General features: G+C 43.3%; 18 protein-coding genes. 17 read left to right on the top strand and 1 reads right to left on the bottom strand.

Annotated features, from left to right (window positions below; all coding sequences use genetic code 11):
* The first annotated feature begins 259 nt into the window (after positions 1–259).
* A complete protein-coding gene (gene gpr, locus LIZ66_RS14530; protein WP_226837939.1) occupies positions 260–1,171 on the top strand; it encodes a GPR endopeptidase in 912 nt (303 codons plus the stop codon).
* Here gpr and LIZ66_RS19500 read toward each other — a convergent pair.
* Entirely contained in the window at positions 1,125–1,235 is a 111-nt protein-coding gene (locus LIZ66_RS19500; RefSeq protein ID WP_308768430.1) for a DUF6783 domain-containing protein, read from the bottom strand. The genes gpr and LIZ66_RS19500 overlap by 47 nt on opposite strands.
* Between LIZ66_RS19500 and LIZ66_RS19505 the strand changes: the two genes are divergently transcribed.
* The 16 genes from LIZ66_RS19505 to LIZ66_RS14605 all read left to right on the top strand — a co-directional run bounded on the left by LIZ66_RS19505 (position 1,200) and on the right by LIZ66_RS14605 (position 22,364).
* Complete coding sequence (locus LIZ66_RS19505) at positions 1,200–1,316, top strand: DUF6783 domain-containing protein (RefSeq protein ID WP_308768429.1); 117 nt, start codon at positions 1,200–1,202, stop codon at positions 1,314–1,316. The genes LIZ66_RS19500 and LIZ66_RS19505 overlap by 36 nt on opposite strands.
* A gap of 143 nt (positions 1,317–1,459) precedes the next feature.
* Positions 1,460–2,707: a stage II sporulation protein P gene (locus LIZ66_RS14535; RefSeq protein WP_226837928.1), complete on the top strand. Its 1,248-nt coding sequence runs from the start codon at positions 1,460–1,462 to the stop codon at positions 2,705–2,707.
* A 138-nt stretch (positions 2,708–2,845) separates the two neighbouring features.
* Complete coding sequence (gene lepA, locus LIZ66_RS14540) at positions 2,846–4,663, top strand: translation elongation factor 4 (RefSeq protein ID WP_173769622.1); 1,818 nt, start codon at positions 2,846–2,848, stop codon at positions 4,661–4,663.
* 101 nt (positions 4,664–4,764) lie between these two features.
* Positions 4,765–5,196, top strand: a complete 432-nt coding sequence (locus LIZ66_RS14545) for a hypothetical protein (RefSeq protein ID WP_226837929.1) — start codon at positions 4,765–4,767, stop codon at positions 5,194–5,196.
* Between the two features lie 56 nt (positions 5,197–5,252).
* A complete protein-coding gene (gene hemW, locus LIZ66_RS14550) occupies positions 5,253–6,389 on the top strand; it encodes a radical SAM family heme chaperone HemW (RefSeq protein WP_173718897.1) in 1,137 nt (378 codons plus the stop codon).
* 159 nt (positions 6,390–6,548) lie between these two features.
* Entirely contained in the window at positions 6,549–9,386 is a 2,838-nt protein-coding gene (gene uvrA / locus LIZ66_RS14555) for an excinuclease ABC subunit UvrA (protein WP_226837930.1), read from the top strand.
* 210 nt (positions 9,387–9,596) lie between these two features.
* Positions 9,597–10,586: a rod shape-determining protein gene (mreB, locus tag LIZ66_RS14560; RefSeq protein WP_118579698.1), complete on the top strand. Its 990-nt coding sequence runs from the start codon at positions 9,597–9,599 to the stop codon at positions 10,584–10,586.
* Between the two features lie 219 nt (positions 10,587–10,805).
* Positions 10,806–13,082, top strand: a complete 2,277-nt coding sequence (gene recD2 / locus LIZ66_RS14565) for an SF1B family DNA helicase RecD2 (protein ID WP_195699130.1) — start codon at positions 10,806–10,808, stop codon at positions 13,080–13,082.
* The gene (locus tag LIZ66_RS14570; RefSeq protein WP_226837931.1) at positions 12,979–13,719 is read left to right on the top strand and encodes a ComF family protein; all 741 of its coding nucleotides are present in this window, start codon (positions 12,979–12,981) and stop codon (positions 13,717–13,719) included. The genes recD2 and LIZ66_RS14570 overlap by 104 nt, the downstream gene beginning before the upstream one ends.
* A gap of 92 nt (positions 13,720–13,811) precedes the next feature.
* Positions 13,812–14,246, top strand: coding sequence for a hypothetical protein (locus LIZ66_RS14575; RefSeq protein ID WP_118579692.1), 435 nt, complete (start codon positions 13,812–13,814; stop codon positions 14,244–14,246).
* Positions 14,243–15,361, top strand: coding sequence for a hypothetical protein (locus LIZ66_RS14580; RefSeq protein WP_118579689.1), 1,119 nt, complete (start codon positions 14,243–14,245; stop codon positions 15,359–15,361). The genes LIZ66_RS14575 and LIZ66_RS14580 overlap by 4 nt, the downstream gene beginning before the upstream one ends.
* A 44-nt stretch (positions 15,362–15,405) precedes the next feature.
* The gene (gene cdaA / locus LIZ66_RS14585; RefSeq protein WP_118579686.1) at positions 15,406–16,293 is read left to right on the top strand and encodes a diadenylate cyclase CdaA; all 888 of its coding nucleotides are present in this window, start codon (positions 15,406–15,408) and stop codon (positions 16,291–16,293) included.
* Entirely contained in the window at positions 16,271–17,566 is a 1,296-nt protein-coding gene (locus tag LIZ66_RS14590; protein WP_148461731.1) for a CdaR family protein, read from the top strand. Before cdaA ends, LIZ66_RS14590 begins: the two co-directional genes overlap by 23 nt.
* Positions 17,567–17,643: 77 nt before the next feature.
* On the top strand, positions 17,644–17,907 hold the full coding sequence (locus LIZ66_RS14595) for an HPr family phosphocarrier protein (RefSeq protein ID WP_118579680.1): 264 nt from the start codon (positions 17,644–17,646) through the stop codon (positions 17,905–17,907).
* Positions 17,908–17,939: 32 nt separating this feature from the next.
* Positions 17,940–20,525 (top strand): L,D-transpeptidase family protein, encoded by a 2,586-nt coding sequence (locus LIZ66_RS18810; protein WP_227200952.1) that lies wholly within the window; start codon positions 17,940–17,942, stop codon positions 20,523–20,525.
* A 261-nt stretch (positions 20,526–20,786) separates the two neighbouring features.
* The gene (locus LIZ66_RS14605; protein ID WP_227200953.1) at positions 20,787–22,364 is read left to right on the top strand and encodes a GH25 family lysozyme; all 1,578 of its coding nucleotides are present in this window, start codon (positions 20,787–20,789) and stop codon (positions 22,362–22,364) included.
* The last annotated feature ends 39 nt before the right edge of the window (positions 22,365–22,403 follow it).

The following is a 22,403-nucleotide window of genomic DNA, read 5'->3' on the forward strand; positions in this document are numbered from 1 at the left end:
AAAGCCGGGGCTAATACTTCAATTATTTTAGGACATTTTCAAAAACGCTTGACATACATATTTTCAAAAATGCTTGACATACATATTTTCAAAAATGCTTGACATACATATTTTTGCAAAAAAGTGGGGAAATTATATAAAAATCGAAAGGTGTGGCTGTGAAGAGTATGAATTGCACTGGGAAATATATTTTGCACACAGAAAACAGCAGGTGGAGCCGGTAATAAGGGAGAATTTGGGAAAGTATGGAGGAACTGATATGCTGGGAACTTACAAGCTCAGAACCGATTTGGCGGTAGAGGCAAGAGAACGTTTTACAGAGAACAATGTAGAAGTGCGCGGGGTGGAGGTTCAGGAAGATTATAATAAGGAAAAAGACATTCGAACTACTGTGGTGAAAATAACTACGGAAAATGGTGCCAGGGCGATGGGAAGGCCTCAGGGGACATATATTACAATTGAATCAGAAGGGCTTTCAGCGCCGGATGAGGACTATCACAGGGAAGTGTCTGAAGAACTTTCCGGACATTTACGCCAGCTGATCGGTCTGGAAAAGGAAAAGTCCGTGCTTATTGTTGGACTTGGAAATCCGGGGATTACGGCGGATTCATTGGGACCGGAAGTAATTGGAAATCTTCATATAACACGCCATCTGATCCGCGAGTATGGGCTGAAAAGTACAGAAAAGCAGATTCTTCATGCGATCAGCGGAATTGTTCCAGGCGTAATGGGGCAGACTGGAATGGAAACTTCGGAAATCGTGGAGGGCGTGGTGAAAATAACACGGCCTGATGTAGTGATCGCTGTGGATGCTCTTGCCGCAAGGAATACCAGGCGTCTTAATCGGACCATTCAAATCACGGACACAGGAATTACTCCGGGATCAGGGGTGGGAAACCACAGAAATGGTCTTACAGAAGAAAACCTGAATGTAAAAGTGATCGGGATCGGAGTGCCTACCGTGGTGGATGCGGCGACTATTGTTCATGATTCTATGGCTCATTTGCTTGAGACACTGGACGAGGCTGAACAGAAAGAATTTTTGGAAGAAATGATTTCTCCGCATCTTCATGGAATGTTTGTGACGCCGAAAGACGTGGACGAGACCATAAAATATCTGAGTTTTACGATTTCAGAAGGATTAAATATGACTTTTGCAGAGAGCTATTAGAGCGTGTTTGAAAAAAGCTTTCTGCAAGATGTGCGTCACAATTTGTGGGAGATTTTGCCCAGATGAGGGCGCCGTAGCGGGCTACGGCAACCGAATTCGGGTGAAATCATTCCCGCAAAGCAGGGGGTGCAGATTGCGGGAATGATTTTTCAAAACACGCTCTGGCTCATGAAGCTGGTGTAAAGGTGGTGAGAGGTGGGGAAATATTGAGAATGTGGAAAGTCAGCCTAAAAAAAGAAACATACGGAGGAAAAAACTGTCATAGGATAACCTTAAAGAGGTGATTTCGTGACAAAAGTCCAGAAGGTTTTCTGCGTGTTTCTTTGTCTGTGCTTTTTTGCGGTTCTGGCTGTGCTGCCAGGACCTTTTTCCATGCGGGAAACTGTGCATAATGTGTACAGGCAGTTTCCGTTCTATTATTTTACAGAAGAAAAAGCACAGGAAACCTGGATGGAAATGGATGGAGAAACTCTGGCTGAGATTGGGAAGAGAAATGGAGCATATTTAGAAGAAGTTGCAGAGAATGAGCGTAATTTGCGAGAGGAAAATGCAAAGAAATCCAAGGAAGCCAATCTGGAAAAAAACAGCAGTGCTTCTGAGGAAAGTAAGAAAATAAATAATACAGATAAAATAGAAAATAAAGATAACTCTGAGATGTCAGAAGTCATAGAAAACAGTGAAAATCACTTAAATTCAGAAACCCAGCCTGCAAATACCCTTCCTCAGTCTAACATCGTTCTCCCGCATCCAATTTTGGATTTGTCCAGAGACAAGCTGTCGGATTACGATTATCTAATGAACAATTTTTACATCGTAGATGAGAACACAGATGCATCTGCCGCAAAAATAAATGCTGCTGAATTTCTGGCAGAGGATTTTTCCTTGAGTCATGGCCCGTTGGAGCCGCAGATCCTTATTTATCACAGTCACTCCCAGGAAACGTTTTCCGATTCCAGGGAAGGAGAAGAGGAGGATACGATTGTGGGGGTTGGAAATTATCTGACCAGTTTGCTGTCAGAAAAATATGGTTATCAGGTGATCCATATAAAAGAAGCTTTTGATATGATGGGCGGAGAACTGGATCGGAATAAGGCCTATGATTATGCCTGTGATTACGTGGAAAAGGTTTTGGAAGAAAATCCGTCTGTGGAGGTGGTTATTGATCTGCACAGAGATGGAATCGATGAAGACAGACGGCTGGTGACCAAAATAAACGGAAAAGATACGGCGCAGATTCTTTTTTATAATGGCCTTAGTTACACGAATGCCCAGGGGAAGGTTTCTTATTTGCCCAATCCTTACATACAGGACAATCTTGCTTTTTCTTTTCAGCTGGAATATCAGGCAGCGTTGTATTATCCTGATTTTTACAGAGGAATTTACCTGGCGGGTTTGCGCTATAATCTCCATTTGCGCAAAAGAGCCTTGCTTCTGGAAGCCGGTGCCCAGACAAATACGGTGCAGGAAGTAAAAAACGCCATGGAACCCTTTGCAGACATTTTGAACAGAGTGTTAAAGGGCTGCGGAACAGGATAAAAATAATATATTTTATCCCGTCAAGAACGTTACTGTGAACGGAGTGAACAGGAACCATATAAAAGGAAGTGACAAACAGATTTAATCTGTGCTATAATCTTTTGATAGAATAAACAGTAAAGCATAACCAGAGGAGGAATGTCTGGAATGACAGACCAGAGTAAAATTCGAAATTTTTGTATTATTGCACATATTGACCACGGTAAATCTACACTGGCCGACAGAATTATAGAGATGACAGGGCTTTTGACTGAGAGGGAAATGCAGGCCCAGGTTCTGGATAATATGGATCTGGAGAGAGAACGTGGAATTACCATCAAATCCCAGGCTGTCCGCACGGTATATCATGGAAAAGATGGAGAAGAGTATATTTTCAATCTGATCGATACACCTGGACATGTGGATTTTAACTATGAAGTTTCACGAAGCCTTGCAGCCTGCGACGGTGCCATCCTCGTAGTTGACGCTGCACAGGGAATTGAAGCGCAGACGCTGGCAAATGTTTATATGGCACTGGATCATGATCTTGAGGTTATTCCGGTAATCAATAAGGTTGACCTTCCAAGTGCAGAGCCAGAGCGTGTTATCAATGAAATTGAGGATGTGATTGGACTTGAAGCCCAGGACGCACCGCAGATTTCTGCAAAAACAGGTCTGAATGTGGATCAGGTTCTGGAACAGGTAGTGGCTAAGATCCCGGCACCTGCAGGAAATCCGGATGCACCGCTGAAGGCACTTATTTTTGACTCCATTTATGATTCTTATAAGGGTGCCATTGTTTTCTGCCGAATGGTAGATGGAAAAGTCCGCAAAGGCACAACCATCCGTATGATGGCTACCGGATTTGTGGCAGAGGTTGTGGAAGTTGGGTATTTTGGAGCAGGACAGTTTATTCCATGTGAGGAACTGACAGCAGGAATGGTAGGCTATATTACCGCCAGCATTAAGAACGTAAGAGACACTCGTGTTGGTGATACTATTACAGACAATAGCCGCCCTTGCGAGGAGGCTTTGCCTGGATATAAGAAGGTAAATCCAATGGTTTACTGCGGCCTTTATCCGGCTGACGGAGCGAAATACGGGGATCTTCGAGATGCTTTGGAGAAACTGCAGTTAAATGACGCCTCTTTATTCTATGAGCCGGAGACATCTGTTGCTCTTGGATTTGGTTTCCGCTGCGGATTTCTTGGGCTGCTTCATCTGGAAATCATCCAGGAACGTCTGGAACGTGAATATGACCTTGATCTTGTTACTACAGCTCCAAGCGTTATTTACAAAGTACACAAGACAAACGGCGAAGTGATTGATCTGACAAATCCGACCAATCTTCCAGATCCATCTGAGATCGAATATATGGAAGAGCCAATCGTGAATGCTGAGATTATGGTAACTACAGAATTTATCGGTGCCATTATGGATCTTTGCCAGGAGCGCCGTGGCCAGTATCTTGGCATGGAATATATGGAAGAGACACGAGCACTTCTGAAATATAAGCTTCCATTGAATGAGATTATTTACGATTTCTTTGATGCCCTGAAATCCCGTTCCAGAGGATATGCGTCTCTGGATTACGAGCTTTGTGGTTATGAGAGAAGTGAGCTTGTGAAACTGGATATTCTGGTAAATAAAGAAGAAGTGGATGCCCTTTCATTTATTGTGCATGCAGATACTTCTTATGAAAGAGGCCGCAAGATGTGCGAGAAGCTGAAAGATGAGATTCCGCGTCAGCTCTTTGAAATTCCGATCCAGGCAGCAATCGGAAGCAAGATCATTGCCAGAGAGACGGTTAAGGCTATGCGTAAAGATGTTCTTGCCAAGTGCTACGGCGGTGATATTTCTCGTAAGAAGAAACTTCTGGAAAAACAGAAGGAAGGTAAGAAGAGAATGCGCCAGGTTGGAAATGTAGAGATTCCGCAGAAAGCATTTATGAGCGTACTGAAACTGGATGAAAATTAATTGTTGTCAATCCTGTGGTGAAAAGCAACAAATAAAGGTGTCTGAGTGTGACTGATTGACATAAGATATATGCCAGCTGGCATCAGACGCGGAGGTATCCGATGAAAGCTAAGATACGTATTCTGACAAGAAAAATAAAGAGAAGTTATAAAAAAGACAGGGAACAGTGGATCAAGGGCGGGATTTTGACAGTGATCCTGCTGGTAATCGTAATTTTTGCAGGCAGCTGTGCATGTGGGAAGAAAACGGTGAAAGCACCAGACGCAGAGTCGCAGGGCGTAATGAAGATCACGCCGATCCCTACAGCAACACCTACGCCGGTACCTCGCCAGGTAAATAAAGATGCGGTAGCGCAAAGCGGAAGCGTGACTATGGTGAATGAGTATCTGGTTCAGAAAGAAGAGGGAAAGGCTGCAGGCAGCAGTAAGAGCGGCTCTTCAGAAGAGCAGACTGCTGCAGATTCGTCTGACAGCGGCAGTGATGCTACTGGAAATTCAACAGATGAAGAAACTGAGACCGGTAGTGGAGATTAATTTTACAGAAACAGCATTGTAAACAGAAGAAAATAAACAATGTGGAGAAAATCAGAATGGGAACAAAGAAGAATGGTTTGGAATTGTACCTTCACATCCCGTTTTGCATAAAGAAATGTGATTATTGTGACTTCCTGTCAGGCCCCTCTACCAGGGCCGGGCAGGAAGCTTATATTTATGCACTTTTACGGGAAATGGAGACGGTTTCAAAGAATCTGAAAAAACGTCCGGTAGATACAGTTTTCATTGGCGGGGGAACACCTTCTGTGCCGGAATGTGATGTAATGGAAAAGCTTTTACAGGGGCTGAGAGATTATTTTTTGTTTTCGGCGGATGCGGAGGTAACGATTGAAGCAAATCCTGGAACATTGACGCCTGAGAAACTTTCTATTTACAGAAAATACGGAATTAACCGGATCAGCATTGGCTTACAGTCGCCAAACAATAAGGAACTGGCTATGCTTGGAAGAATTCATAATTATGCACAGTTTCTGGAAAGCTTTCAGATGGCAAGAGAGGCTGGCTTTTCCAATATAAATGTGGATCTGATGTTTGCCATTCCGGGACAGTGTTATGAAGGTTGGATAGAGAACCTTCGGATGGTGGCGGCACTTGGCCCGGAGCACATTTCGGCATACAGTCTTATTATTGAAGAAGGCACCCCTTTTTCCAGAAAAAAGCTGGATTTGCCTGATGAAGATACGGAGTACCGCATGTATGAAGATGTTGCTGTAGTTCTGAAAGAGTATGGCTATCATCAGTATGAGATTTCCAACTATGCAAAAGCAGGGTGTGAATGCAGACATAATGAAGGATACTGGCAGAGAAAGGATTATCTGGGGCTTGGGCTTGGAGCGGCTTCCTTATTGGGAAAGGAACGTTTTTCCAATACTTCCGATATGCAGGAATATCTGAAAAACAGCAGTGCACCAGAAAAAATTCAAAAAAACTGGGAACTTCTTACAAGAGAAGATGAGATGGCAGAGTTTATGTTTCTTGGACTTCGTATGACACAGGGCGTGTCCAAAAAGGAATTTCAGGAGTATTTTGGCACTGCAATAGAGAATATATATGGAGAAGTTCTGAAAAAATATAAGAAACAGGGACTGCTGTTGGAAGAAAGCGGCAGGATATTTTTATCAAGAGAAGGCATTCATGTGAGTAATGCAGTGATGGCAGATTTTTTGCTGTAAGTTTTGGTGGAAAAAGAATTTAGAAATGGTTGACGAACAAATGTTCCTGTGATATTCTTGAAGAACACATTAAGAAATGTCTGAGCCGGAGGATTCCGGATCAGATTAGGATACAGGGAGTTACAGCCGGTGCTTTCCGGTTAAGAAATGGAGGAACAGATGGCAGCAGAGAATAAGAAACAGTTTATCAGAATCAGAGGAGCCAATGAGAATAACCTGAAGAATCTCAGTGTGGATATTCCCAGAGATAAGTTTGTAGTTCTTACCGGCTTAAGCGGATCAGGAAAGTCTTCACTGGCATTTGATACGATCTATGCAGAAGGGCAGAGAAGATATATGGAATCTCTGTCTTCCTATGCCAGACAGTTCCTTGGCCAGATGGAGAAGCCAGATGTGGAGAGCATAGAGGGACTTCCACCGGCTATTTCTATTGACCAGAAGTCTACTAACCGCAATCCCAGATCCACAGTAGGAACGGTGACAGAAATTTATGATTATTTCCGTCTTTTATACGCCCGTGTTGGTATTCCACATTGTCCGAAATGCGGCAAGGTGATCGCCAAGCAGACAGTAGACCAGATGGTGGATCAGATCATGGAATTGCCGGAGCGCACCAGAATCCAGCTTCTTGCACCGGTAGTACGAGGACGCAAGGGTACCCATGCGAAATTACTGGATCAGGCCAGACGCAGCGGTTATGTACGTGCGGAAATCGATGGAAATGTGTATGAACTTTCAGAGGAGATTACCCTGGATAAGAATATTAAACACACGATTGCCATTATTGTAGACCGTCTGATCGTGAAGCCTGGAATTGAGAAAAGACTTACAGATTCTCTTGAGACAGTATTGAATCTGGCTGACGGATTGGCTGTGGTGGATACCATGGAAGGAAATTATATGAATTTCAGCCAGAGCTTTTCCTGTCCGGATTGTGGAGTCAGTATTGATGAGATCGAGCCAAGAAGTTTTTCGTTTAATAACCCATTTGGGGCCTGCCCGGAGTGTCTTGGCCTTGGTTATAAGATGGAATTTGACCCGGATCTTATGATCCCGGATAAGTCTCTGAGCATTTCTGAAGGGGCTATTGTAGTGATGGGCTGGCAGTCTTGCACAGATAAGAGCAGTTTTACCAATGCTATTCTGAATGCCCTTTGCAGGGAATACGGTTTTGATCTGGATACACCTTTTAAAGATTATCCCAAGAAGATACAGGATATTATTCTATACGGCACAGGCGGACATTCTGTGAAGGTTTATTATAAGGGACAGCGCGGAGAGGGGGTTTATGATGTGGCTTTTCCAGGCCTTATAAGGAATGTGGAACAGCGCTATAAAGAGACTGGCTCTGAATCTATGAAACAGGAATACGAGAGCTTTATGCAGATCACTCCGTGTAAAGCATGTAGGGGACAGCGACTGAAGAAGGAGTCACTTGCGGTTACGGTAGCGGATAAGAATATTTATGAAATTACCAATATGTCCATTGATAAGCTGAAGAGATTTCTGGCAGAAATGCAGCTGTCTCCGCAGCAGCAGCTTATTGGAAAGCAGATACTAAAGGAGATCAGAGCCAGAGTTGGGTTCCTGGCAGATGTAGGTCTGGAGTACCTTTCCCTGGCACGTGCCACTGGTACTCTGTCTGGCGGAGAGGCACAGAGAATCCGTCTTGCTACCCAGATCGGTTCCGGCCTTGTCGGGGTTGCCTATATTCTGGATGAGCCAAGTATTGGTCTGCATCAGAGGGATAATGATAAACTTCTTGGAGCTTTGATGCACCTAAGAGACCTGGGAAACAGTCTTATAGTGGTTGAACATGATGAGGATACTATGCGCGCAGCGGACTGTATTGTAGATATCGGACCCGGCGCAGGAGAACATGGTGGACAGCTTGTTGGAATGGGCACTGCTGAGGAACTTATGCAGAATCCGAAGTCCATTACAGGAGCATATCTCAGCGGAAAACTGAAAATCCCGGTTCCGGAAGTACGAAAGGAACCTACCGGTTATCTGACTGTTAAGGGGGCGGCAGAGAATAATCTCAAACATATAGACGTGGATATTCCTCTTGGAATTATGACCTGTATTACAGGTGTTTCCGGGTCTGGAAAGAGTTCTCTGATCAATGAAATCCTTTACAAACATCTTGCAAGAGATCTGAACAGGGCCCGCGTGATCCCGGGAAAGCATGATGATATTATTGGAATAGACCAGTTGGATAAGGTAATTGCCATTGACCAGTCTCCAATTGGCCGTACACCAAGATCTAATCCTGCTACTTATACAGGCGTATTTGACCAGATCAGAGATCTTTTTGCTGCTACAGCAGATGCCAAGGCAAAGGGGTATAAGAAAGGGCGCTTCAGCTTTAATGTAAAAGGCGGACGCTGTGAAGCCTGCAGTGGTGATGGTATTATTAAAATTGAAATGCACTTCCTGCCAGATGTTTATGTCCCTTGTGAAGTTTGCAAGGGTAAGCGCTATAATCGGGAAACTCTGGAAGTGAAGTATAAGGATAAGAGCATCTACGATGTACTGAATATGACAGTTGAGGAGGCAATGACGTTCTTTGAGAACGTTCCATCCATCAGAAGGAAGATAGAGACCTTATATGATGTCGGTCTTTCTTATATTCGTCTCGGACAGCCTTCCACCACTCTTTCCGGCGGAGAAGCACAGCGTATTAAGCTGGCTGCAGAGCTGAGTAAGCGCAGTACAGGTAAGACTATTTATATTCTGGATGAGCCTACCACCGGATTGCATTTTGCAGATGTTCAGAAACTGGTGGAGATTTTGCGTCGACTTTCGGATGGTGGAAATACGGTTGTTGTAATTGAACACAATCTGGACGTGATCAAGACCGCTGATTATATAATTGATATCGGACCGGAAGGCGGAGATGGCGGGGGAACAGTTGTTGCCAAGGGAACACCTGAAGAAGTGGCGAAGAATCCAGCTTCTTATACAGGACGTTATGTTGCGAAATATTTGAAGTGATTCTGATAATAAACCTCTTTCCAATTGAAGCATTTTTGTTTATAATGGTACGAAGACTATTAATTATGAAAAATCTATGAGACAATTATAAAGTCACATCTGCAGAATGTGGTGTTTATGATTACAGTTCGGAATGTGAATGGTAATCATTTACGGCACAATTCTTGCAGAGAAAGTGTGACAAAGTGTTTTGAGAGAAAGGGGAATTTAATGCCTGCCAGTGATATTGGAATTGACCTGGGAACCAGAAACAGTCAGGTATATTCCACTGGACGGGGGCTGGTAGTCAGTGAGCCGTCTATAGTGGTTTATGATAAGAACTCAGAGAAAATAAAAGCAATCGGTGAGGAAGCCAGACAGATGACCGGACATGTTTCATCAAATATGGAAGTAATCCGGCCAATCCGCCAGGGAGTGATCGTAGATTATACGGTTATGGAGAAGATGCTGAAGTATTTCATTTCCAAGGCAATGGGTCGCCATGCCTTTCGAAAGCCTAGAATCAGTATCTGTATCCCCAGCGGAACCACAGAGATTGAAAGAAAGGCAGTAGAGGAAGCTACTTATCAGGCCGGAGCAAGGGAAGTGTTTCTTGTGGAAGAGCCGATTGCAGCTGCAATTGGTGCCGGAGTAGATGTGACGAAGCCTTTTGGTAATCTGATTGTGGATATAGGAGGCGGAACCACTGATGTTGCCGTGATTTCCATGGCTGGCTCTGTTGTGTCTGCTTCCGTAAAGGTTGCCGGAGATAATTTCGACCAGGCAATCATGAGCTATGTGAGAAAAAATCACAGCCTTTTTATTGGGGAAGAGGCCGCTGAGAACATAAAAATAAAAATCGGAACTGCCTGCCAGGAAGCATCTCCGCGGATGCTGGAGGTAAAAGGCAGAAATGTGATCACCGGACTTCCCAAGGTTGTAACTCTGACTTCAGAAGAAATCCGTATTGCATTGAGGGATGCTACCAATCAGATTGTGGAGACTGTGCACGGAGTGCTTGAGAAAACTCCGCCGGAACTGGCTGCAGATATTGTAGACAGAGGAATTGTTCTCACAGGTGGCGGAGCATTGCTCCATGGAATGGACACCCTCATTGAGCAGAAGACCGGCGTAAGCACTCTGACTGTGCAGGATGCTATGTCTGCGGTTGTGGTGGGAACCGGTAAATATGCGGAAGTAATTACCAGGATGGAAGAATAATCTGATTGCTTTGAAAAGCGTAAACAGTAACATATAATTTGGCTATTCTGTTTTGCAAAAGATAAAATATTATGTAAACTATAATGAAAAGGGTACTGCGTTCTAGAGCGTGTTTGAAAAAGGCTTTCTGCAAAGTGGGGCGTGCAGATTGCGGGAATACTTCTTCAAACACATTCTAGCAGTGCCCTTTGGTTAGTGCTGGCGGCAGGAGAAGAACAAATGAGTGAGAAAGTTACAGGCTATATAGATCATGTCATATTCCGTAATGATGAAAATGGATATACAGTTATGGTTCTTAAGACCGCGGATTCAGAGGAAGAGCTGACTTGTGTAGGAACATTTCCTGACGTTACACAGGGTGTGACCATTGAAGCTGAGGGACAGTTTTCCCAGCATCATATATACGGCAGACAATTTAATATCCAGTCTTATGCGGAAAAGGCACCAGAGGACACCCAGGCTATGGAACGTTATCTGGGTTCCGGAGCGATTAAAGGGGTAGGTGCAGCACTTGCTGCCAGAATTGTGCGGTGTTTTGGCGAGGATACCCTTAGAATAGTGGAAGAAGAACCGGAAAGGCTGGCGGAAGTCAAGGGAATCAGTGAGAAGAAAGCCAGAGAGATTGCAGTACAGGTGACTGAGAAGGCAGATATGCGAAAAGCCATGATGTTTCTGCAGAAATATGGCATTTCCCTGAATCTTGGAGCAAAGATATATCAGAAATATGGTCAGTCCGTATACAGTGTGCTTCAGGAGAATCCCTATCGTCTGGCAGATGATATCTCGGGAGTTGGCTTTAAAATTGCAGACACCATTGCGTCACGTATTGGTATACATGCAGATTCAGATTACAGGATCCGCAGCGGTATGATGTATACTCTTCTCCAAGCTTCAGGGGAAGGACATGTATATCTTCCGAAGGACGAACTGTTTGACAGAGCTTCCCAGCTGCTTCAGGTAGATGTTTCTTATATGGAGAAACATCTGATGGATATGGCAATTGACCGGAAAGTTGTTTTAAAAGAGAATGACAGAGAGGTACTGGTTTATCCAAGCCAGTATTACCGCTTGGAACTGAATACAGCAAGAATGCTCACTGAATTAAATATCCGTTATCCACAGAATGAGCAGATGATGGAGCGAAGAATTGCCCAGATTGAGAAAGAAACAGGAACTGTTTTGGAGGAAATGCAGAAGAAGGCTGTTGTAGAGGCTGCTGGAAATGGCCTTTTTGTACTTACAGGAGGACCAGGTACCGGTAAAACTACCACGATCAATGCAATTATTCGTTTTTTCGAGGGCGAAGGCGCAACTCTTCGTCTGGCAGCACCTACAGGACGCGCAGCCAAGCGAATGACAGAAGCTACAGGTTATGAAGCACAGACAATACATCGGCTTCTGGAATTGAACGGTGTGCCGGATGAGGATGGCAGAGAGTCTCAGGGTGTTCATTTTGAACGGAATGCAGAGAATCCGCTGGATACAGATGTAATTATTATTGATGAGATGTCTATGGTGGATATTTTTCTTATGCATTCACTGCTTCTTGCGGTGACTGCGGGAACCAGGATCATTCTGGTAGGAGATGAGAACCAGCTGCCAAGTGTAGGTCCTGGAAATGTGCTGCGGGATATTATTCAAAGCGGCGTTTTTCCAGTAGTAGAACTGAAGAAAATTTTCAGGCAGGCCTCTCACAGTGATATTGTAGTAAATGCACACAAGATCCATAACGGAGAGCAGGTTTCCCTTGATAACAAAAGCCGCGATTTCTTTTTCCTGAAGAGATATGATGCCGATATTATTATCCGCGTGGTCATCGCACTGATTCAGGAGAAACTGCCGAAGTATGTGGATGCAAGACCTTTTGAAATACAGGTTCTGACTCCAATGCGAAAGGGGCTTCTGGGCGTAGAGAGGATGAACCAGATCTTACAGAGATACCTGAATCCACCAGAATCAGGTAAAAAAGAGAAAGAAATTGGAGACCGGCTTTTCCGTGAGGGAGACAAGGTTATGCAGATTCGGAACAACTATCAGCTGGAATGGGAAGTCCGGGGGAAATACGGAATTCCTGTAGAAGAAGGGGTGGGCGTATTTAATGGAGATACTGGCATTCTGAAGGAAATCAATGAATTTGCAGAGACTGCCACTGTGGAATTTGAGGATGGCCGTTTCGCTGACTATTCTTTTAAGCAGCTGGAAGAATTGGAACTTGCCTATGCTATAACCATACATAAATCCCAGGGCTCAGAATATCCGGCAGTTATTCTGCCGCTCCTTTCCGGCCCCAAGATGCTGATGAACCGCAATCTTTTGTATACAGGTGTTACAAGAGCACGGAAATGTGTTACTGTAGTTGGAAGTGAGGAGACTTTCGGGGAGATGATCCGCAATGAGAAGCAACAGAAACGTTACAGCTCTCTTTGGGCAAGGATACAGGAACTTTCTGGATCTGTTGTATCCAAGACGGTGTCCTCTGTGTCACAGGATTCTTAGGAGCAGCCATCAGTTGATCTGTCTGGACTGTGCCGGAGATTTAAGACCTGTATCGGGGCCACGGTGTTACAAATGCGGAAAACCGGTAAATGGAGATGAAGAATACTGCAGGGACTGCGGCGCCCATCCAGGCGCTTTTGACCAGGGACGCGGGATTTTTCTCTATGATGACCGGATGAGATACTCTATAATGAAATATAAATATTTTGGTTGTCAGGAATACAGCCGCTTTTATGGAAAAGCATTGTATATTTACGGAAAAGATATGCTTGCATTATGGAAGCCGCAGATAATCATTCCGGTTCCGCTTCATAGAAGAAAACAGCGCATAAGAGGGTTTAATCAAGCTGAACTTCTGGCGAAAGAACTGTCCCGTTATGCTGGGATTCCTGTAGATACTGCTATTCTAAAAAAGTGCCATGCTACCCGATCACAGAAAAAACTGGATGCGGCTGAAAGAAAGAAGAATCTTCAAAAAGCTTTTCAGGTTGTAGGAAATCCTGCAGGAATGCGTATCTTGCTTATTGATGATGTATATACTACTGGAAGTACCATGGATGTGCTGGCAAAGCTTCTGCTGGAAAAGGGAGCATCCCATGTATATTTTCTCACGCTGTGTATTGGAAACAACAGGTAAAAAAATACTTTTCATGGCATGGGATATATGATACAATCATCCTGTATGAGTATAGCTTTTCAGCTTTAAAAGAAACGCATAAGGAGCCATTTATGATAAACGAAGAAAAAGTAAAGATAATGGACCGGCTTGCTGTATATGAGAAACAGGAAGGCAGAAAGTATCTTCCAGTAAGCAAGTACTACAGGAGTGACTATATTGGTCTGGCGCTGATTAAGAATTTCTTTCTTGTAACAATTGGATATGGATTGATACTGGCTGTGATTGCAGCGTATAATTTGGAATATCTGCTGGATAATGTGCACAAGATGGATCTGATCTCTCTTGGAGTTGTAGTCCTGGGGGGATATATAGGGATATTGGTATTATATTCTGTGCTGACATATATCCAGTACACTGTGAAGTACCATAAGGCGAAGAAGAGTGTAAAACAGTATTACACTCAGCTGACGAAATTAGAGAAAATCTATACTCGTGAAGAAAAGAAATTCGCAGGACGTGAAATGTCAGGAGGATATAGAAAATGACAGCATTACTTGAGTTAAAGCAGAAAATAAAAGAAATATACGGACAGTATGAAATGTATATCCTGCCTGTAATGAAGTTTGTTCTTGCACTGGTTTATTTCCTGTGGATCAATGCGAATATGGGATATATGTCTCGCCTGAATAATGTATTTTTAGTACTGATCCTGGCATTGATCTGTTCCATTTTGCCGTCTTCCGCTATGATGTATATTGGTTTTGTGCTGATCCTTGTTCACAGTTATGCACTTGGAATTGAAATTGCGGCATTTATGCTTGTTCTGATCCTTCTGATGATGATCTTTTTCCTGAGGTTCAGTGGTGAACAGAATGTAACATTTGTATTTACACCGCTTTCCTTTGCATTCAGCCTTCCGGCATTACTTCCTATTGGAAGCGGACTTATGGAGAGCAGTTTATCTGCAATTCCGGCTGGCTGCGGTGTGGTTATGTATTATTTTATCCGTTTTTTAAGATCACAGTCAACAATTCTTGTGAATCCGGATCTGGAGATGACAGATAAGCTGCAGATCATGGCTGACGGTCTGGTACAGAACTGGGGAATGTGGATTGCAGTTGTTGCTTTTGTAGCAGTTATCCTTCTGGTACATCTGATCCGTACCCGCTCTTTTGATCATGCATGGAGGATATCTATTATTACAGGCGGTGTTGCCTATGTGTTTATAATGCTTGTTGGAAGTTTTGGAATGAACCTGAATGCAACTGTTGCAATGGTTCCGCTTCTGATCTGTACGATTGCAGCTGTTCTCCTGGCACTTGTGCTTGAGTTCTTTGCATTTGGAGGAGATTACAGCCGTGCAGAGCGTCTGGAGTATGAGGATGATGAGTACTTCTATTATGTAAAAGCAGTTCCCAAGGCTTCTGTTGCAACTTCCGAGAGAAGTATTAAGAAAATAAATGCAGAACCTGTTCGTGAAGAGCGCAAGGCAGAGGACAACTCTGGTACTTATGCCAATCCAATCTTCCGACAGGATGAGAAGCCTAAAAGAAAGAAAGCTTCTCCAGCAGCAGACAGAAAGCCAAGACAGGCAGAGAAACCTGCTGCTAAGGATATTGATTTTGAAAAAAAGCTTGAAGAATCTCTTAAAGATCTTTAAGGTTACTGCTTGGCAGTGAATGGTAACAAAGAAAGGAGTACACTATGCAGGATATGGCAGTCAGATTATCAGGATATTTGTCAAAACTCTCCCTGCCCAGTCTGGGAGTAACAGACATACTGGAGATTGCCCTGATTTCCTTCTTTATCTATCAGTTTATGGTGTGGATCAAGTTTACCCGCGCTTATACTCTGTTGAAGGGAATTCTGATAGTACTCCTTTTTATTTTATTTGCATATGTGTTGAAAATGAATACGATCCTCTGGATCATTAAGAATCTTTCTACTATACTTCTTACCAGTGTTGTTGTTATTTTCCAGCCAGAACTTCGGAAAATGCTGGAGCAGCTGGGACAGAAGAAGTTTATGGCTTCTATTTTCCCTTTGGATGCCGGCAAAGAGGTACAGGAAAGGTTTACAGATAAAACAATCAATGAGCTTGTGAAGGCATGTTTTGACATGGGAGAAGTAAGAACTGGCGCATTGATCGTCATTGAGCAGAATATCCGCTTAAGTGAATATGAGCGCACAGGAATCAATGTGGATGCAGTTCTTACAAGTCAGCTCCTGATCAATATTTTTGAACATAATACACCACTCCATGATGGCGCTGTCCTGGTGCGTGGCAATCGAATTGTAGCAGCTACCTGTTATCTGCCTCTTTCCGATAATATGGAGCTGAGCAAACAGCTTGGAACCAGACACAGAGCTGGTGTGGGAATTAGTGAAGTAAGTGATTCCCTGACAATTATTGTTTCAGAAGAAACCGGGCAGGTGTCCATGGCCCAGAACGGACAGCTCAGCAGAGGTCTTACCAGTGCTGAACTGAGATCTGCATTGATCAAGGCTCAGAATAAAAAGGTTGTAACTAACAGTAAACTGCGTCATCTGTTGAAAGGAAGAATGAGACATGAAGAAGACAAAGCTGACTAGGAATTTTACCTTGAAGATCATGTCTGTTTTCATCGGATTTCTGATCTGGTTTATTGTGGTAAATGTGGACAATCCGGTATCCAGTAAAAGTATCACCATTGCCGGAGAAAATGTAGAACTCCAGAATACGGCTTATGTGGATAGTGCAAACATGATGTGTATGCAGGATGATGATCCGGATCCTATAAGGGTTACAATCACAGGAGAGAGAAGACTTCTTTCCAGGATTACTCAGACCAATATAACCTTGACGGCAGATCTGCAGCAGGCAGGAAGCCTTGATACAGATCCGGTTATGGTTCCAATCACTGCCTCCTGTCCGGGAATCAGCCCCGAGAATATTAAAGTGACACCACAGTATCTCAGTGTCAGACTGGAAGAAAAAGTAACACAGGAGTTTCTGGTTAATGTAAATTACGGTTCCAGCCAGCCGGGCAAGGGCTACGAGGTTGGTTCCCAGACTGCAAGTCCGGAGAAAGTTAAAATTACAGGTCCGAAATCTCTTGTGAATAAAATTGATAAAGTAAATGCGACCGTTGATGTTGATGGCCGAACAAAGGATTTTTCCGAAGAGGCAGAACTGAATATTATTGATAAGAATCAGGACAGTCTTGCCGGAAGAATGGCTTATCTCACCATAGATAATACCAAAGTTGTTGTTACAACTAAATTTTGGAAGATTCGCACAGGCGTTAATATTGGTGCGGACTATGTAGGTGTGCCGGCAGATGGCTATCAGGTGGAGAGTGTGACTACTGTTCCGGATACTGTAAGTATTGCGGGAACAGATGAGGCATTGGAGACTCTGAAGCAGAATGACAACACGATCTGGATAGGCGGTACTGATATTGATATTACAGGAGAGACAACTGATATTGAGAAGAAAGTCAGTCTGAAAGATGTGCTTCCTGAGGATGTGAAGCTGACAAGCGGAACCAGTGAGGACGTTTGGGTGAAGGTAAGTATTTTACCTATTGGAAGTCATTCATATGGTCTTCCCTCCAATCAGGTTACGGTAGATAACCTTGCTGATAATCTTCTGGTAACATTTGGAACAGATAAGATTGAAATCCGCGTGAAAGCAACAGCTGGAGAGCTTGATGACTTTAATCTTGACGAAGTGAAAGCTTCTGTTGATCTGAAGGATATGGAAGTAGGAAGCTATCAGATCCCTGTGACTGTGAAGCTGCCTAAGGGATTTGAACTTCTGGATGATGTGGTTGCAGATGTGACTATATCAGAAGTTTCCAATTCAGATACTAATAATGAATGAGCTGTTGTTTACGGATAACGTTTGGCGAAATATATTGCCATGGATCTAGAGAACAGCAGCAATAAGGGAGAGAAACTATGGTAAGTGAGAAAGTAAGGGTGAACAATCCTTCCGGCCTTCATTTACGACCGGCAGGCATTCTTTGTAAGGAAGCTATGAAATATAAATCTCTTATAACATTTCAGTATGGTCAGGGGTCTGCCAATGCCAAAAGCGTGCTCAGTGTTCTGGGCGCGTGTGTGAAATGTGGTGATGAGATTACTATATTTTGCGAAGGCGAGGACGAAACAGAGGCTTTAAGAAATCTTGTAACTGTTATCAACAATGGTTTAGGAGAATAAGATTTACAACGTTACAATAGGGAGGCATAAAAGTGAAAAAGAGAGTAGCAGCCGCAGTTTTAGGGATTATGTTAAGTGTGTCCATGGGTCTGGAAGTTCCAGCCGCAGCTTTGGATAGCGGATTTGAATCCGGATTTACATCTGAACAGGCAGCAGATGTGCAAACAGAAGACGGAGCAGAAGCAGTACAGCCGTCTGAGGATACAGAGGCACCTGCGGATACGGCAGCAGCTGAGAAGCAGCAGGCACAGGAAAGCCAGGACAAGGAAGAACATACAGACAGTGAAAATTCAGGAGAAAGTACAGATGGTTTTTCCGATGGCTTTACTTCAGGTGAAACAGTGGAGGAGAATGGAGGTACTGCTCCGGTAGATGGATTTGAAGCTGTTCCTGAAGGCACATTGGATGGGACTCAGGAAGTACAGGCAGATAATTCAGACGGAGTATTTGACTGGAAAGAATGGGAGCAGACAGCTGATGGTTTTAAGCTTCGCAAGAAGAAATCAGCTGTAAGTGCAGCTGCTGAGGCTCAGAATGTGGCTGGTTCTGATGAGATTCAGGCTTTTGATGAAGTCCAGGAGAATGGCGAAGCAGCAGGTACGGAAAGTGTAGAGGCTGAAGGAACAGCTGCCCAGACTGAATATTATACTGCAGCAGATGGCATTGTAGAGATTACTACAAGAAACGAGGCTGGAGCAGTTCATACAGGAAGTTATCTGTTTGATGCCAATGGATTTCTGGTTACTGGCATTAAGACTTTAGCTGGAACGGAGAGTGCAAATGGGGCTGTTGGTGAATTCTATTTTACAGCTTCCGATAGTGCACAGGCATATACAGAATATAATGGACAGGGTGCTGCACTGGTTCCGTGGAAGACCACACTTGGTCAGATGAAGAAGGATTACTGGCTGTGGAACAAAGAAAGCAGAAACTTCCATTATTATGGCGCAGATGGTAAGGCATTAACCACTGCACAGCTGGATGAAGCCGCCAAGGCAAATAATACATATACAGGATATTATAAGATCAATGATGAGTATTATTGTCTGGATGAGAATGGAACACCACGTACAGGGGATGTTACTCTGACAGTAAACGGAGTAGCTGCACAGTACTACTTCCAGCCAGCAGAAACAGATCAGGAAATTCCAGGAAAGATGTACCGTGATGGATGGAAGAGTTTTGCAGGAACAGCCGGTGAGCAATGGAAATATTATGATTCCGGTGAGCTGGACAGCAGTAAGATTGGACAGCTTATGGTTCATGGCGTTATTGTAACAGAGCTTGACGGACATAAAGATGCGGAAAATTCCTATCTGATCGATAAGAATGGCTATCTTCTTAAGAAGACTATGAAGAAAGCCACAGATGGCAAATATTATCTGACAGATAAGAATGGCTGTATTTATAAGAATCGTATTGTCACTTATAAAAAGAAACAATATTATGTAACAGAAACTGGTGCAAGAGCAAACTGGAAAAAGGTATGGCATCGCTGTCCTGGGGCTGGAAACAGAATGTACTATTTTGGTTCTACTGCTGGCCGGATCGTGAAGAAAACCGGATGGCAGAAAGTAACCACCTCTAAGGGGAAATTCTATGGCTGGTTCCTGTTCAATAAAAAAGGAAAGCATTATGCCAATACACTGAGAAACGGATATTATTTCAAAGCTGACGGAAGACTTGCCAGCGGAGTTACCGTGATCAATGGCAAGAGTTATTTCTTTAAACCATCTACATCTAATACAAGAAATGGCCAGATGGTTAAGAATGAAATGTTTGTTTACAAGAAAAAAACATATTTTGCAGACTCTAAAGGTGTACTTCGCAAGAGCGGATGGCAGAAGATTGATGGAAACTGGTATTACTTCAAGAATATGAGTCTTGTGAAGAATGCATTCGTGAAGAAAGGCAAAAAATATGGATATGTAGATGCCACTGGTAAGTTCACTACAGGCTGGGTGGTTGTAGACAATTCCCAGAATCTGGTTCGTTACATTAACCCGGATAAGAAGGGCTTTGTGCAAAATGAATCCAAGTGGATTGATGGCAAGCTGTATTACTTTGATAAGAATGGTTACAGAATCAATGACGTGACAAATATTTACAAATCAGGATATACAGTTGAAGTGGATCGTGTAAATGGTGTTATGACAATTTATGCAGATGCGAACCGTACAATTCCGGTTAAGACCATTCGTGTTTCAGTAGGCAATCCTGGAACAGATACTCCGACAGGCAGATATAAACTGACAAGATACAGCAGATGGCAGGCGCTTATGGGACCGTCCTGGGGACAGTATGGTACTCATGTAGATGGTGCTGGTCAGGGCGGAATTTTCGTCCACTCTATTGCATGCGGCTCAGCAAACAGCTATAATTTACCGGTTAGTGCATATCTTAAGCTTGGAAGCCCGGCTTCCCATGGCTGTATCCGTACCTGTGTTGCCGATGCAAAATGGGTATATGAGAACTGCAATGGTTCCACCATTTATATTTTCGATGGAACCTATAAGTCTGACGAAGTATTCAAAGGACCGCTGGGACGTCGCGCAATTACACCGCTGAAGGGAATTAAGAATGGCGGATACTACGATCCGACCGATCCAGCAGCTTAATAGCTTACTCTGAAAGATATTTGTTGATAAAAAAAACGACATAAAAAGCCAAAAAGAGTGTCTTAAAATTATCAGATTTGATGATTTTAAGGCACCTTTTTACTGTTTTGGAGAATAACATTGAAATTTGAAAATGGAAACTGTATAATAACAAAGTAACACATTTTTAACATCTTGTAAGAAACAAGCGAATAAGGGAAAACGGTAAACACTACTGGTCCGGTAAGGAACGTAACCTGAAACTGTTTATCAGGAGGAGATATGGGAAAATGGAAAAAATGGCTGTCTGCCGGTTTATTTACAGCTATGCTTGGAACTGCAATAATTGCAGGACCAACTGCAGATGTAAGTGCCAATGCAGGAAATAAGCCATATAATATTGAAAATGTTTCACCAGATGCGCATCTGGCACCAAGTGTAGGAGATTCCTCTTCCAAGACAAGCTCAAAGGCATGGCACAAAATTGACGGAGTCTGCTACAATGGAAGTGGAAAGAAAGTAGAAGGAGCCATTACCAGAGGTATGGATGTCTCAGAATGGCAGGGAAAGATCAATTGGAAGGAAGCCAAGAAAGATCTGGATTTTGCCTTTGTGCGTATTTCCTATGGAACCAGACATCTGGATGATTATTATGCCTATAATATGACTGAGGCAGAAGCAGCAGATGTGCCGGTAGGAACTTATGTATACAGTCTTGCCAAGACAAACAAAGAAGCACTTGCTGAAGCGCAGCTGGCCATTCGTCAGATGCAGGGACATAAGGTTTCCTATCCGGTAGCTTTTGACCTGGAAGATGAAGCTACATTGGGAACCTTGACTAGAAAGGAAATTTCCCAGATAGCTCTCACATTCTGTGATGAGATTCGCAAGGCAGGATATACACCAATTCTCTACATGAATCTGAATTGGTATAATAATTTTGTAGACTGGAATGTTCTGGAAGGCTCCGGTCTGGATGTCTGGATTGCAAGCTACGGAGATACAATTCTTGCACCGAGCGCCAGCAAATACAAATACACCATCTGGCAGTGCACAGCTGGTGATGAAGTTCCAGGTATGATCAGTACCAAGAAGCTGATCAGTGGAGTTCCCAAAGAGAACAATGTGGATCTGAACTTTGGCTATGTAGATTATACAACCAAGATTGTTCCCAGATGGAATTCTCAGGAAGGCTATACCCCTGCAAAACAGCCGTTATATTCAGATCCCAAGCTTCACAAGAATGGCTGGACCACTGTTAAAAGCAGAAAATATTACTACACAAATGATAAAAAGGCCAAAGGCTGGCTGGAAATTGATGGCAAGTATTACTGCTTTAGTTCCGTAGACGGACACTTATATAAAAGCAAGCTGATCAAGAAAGACAGCACTGCTTATTACGTGGACAAAAACGGTGTACGTGTAGAAAATAAAGTTGTGACAAAGAAAGGCAAGACCTACTATTTCGGAGCAGATGGCAAAGCCCTGACAGGTATGCGCAAGGTGGGCAGGAAATATTATTATTTTAGCACTACATCCTTTGCTATGGAAAAGAATTACAAATATGTAGCAGCTAACGGCAGCATTTACTATTTTGGAAGTAAAGGTTACCGTGCAAAGAACAAGTTTATCACCCTCACAGAGAATGGCAGGAAGAATACTTACTATTTTGGAAAAAATGGAAAGGCTTATAAGGGCTGGTACACCATCAAAGGAAAAAAATATTATTTCTACCGCGGAACGGGTGCCGGCGCAGGAGTACGTGCGCAGAACGTGAGCCTGACCAGTGCAGATGGACTCGTTTCCGTATTTAACAAAAATGGTGTATGTACCAAACAGTACAGATTGGATGAACAGTAACCGCAACCAATAATCTTGATTTATCAGACGGAATCATGT

It is taken from the genome of Blautia faecis (assembly GCF_020554845.1).
GTDB lineage: Bacteria > Bacillota > Clostridia > Lachnospirales > Lachnospiraceae > Blautia_A > Blautia_A faecis.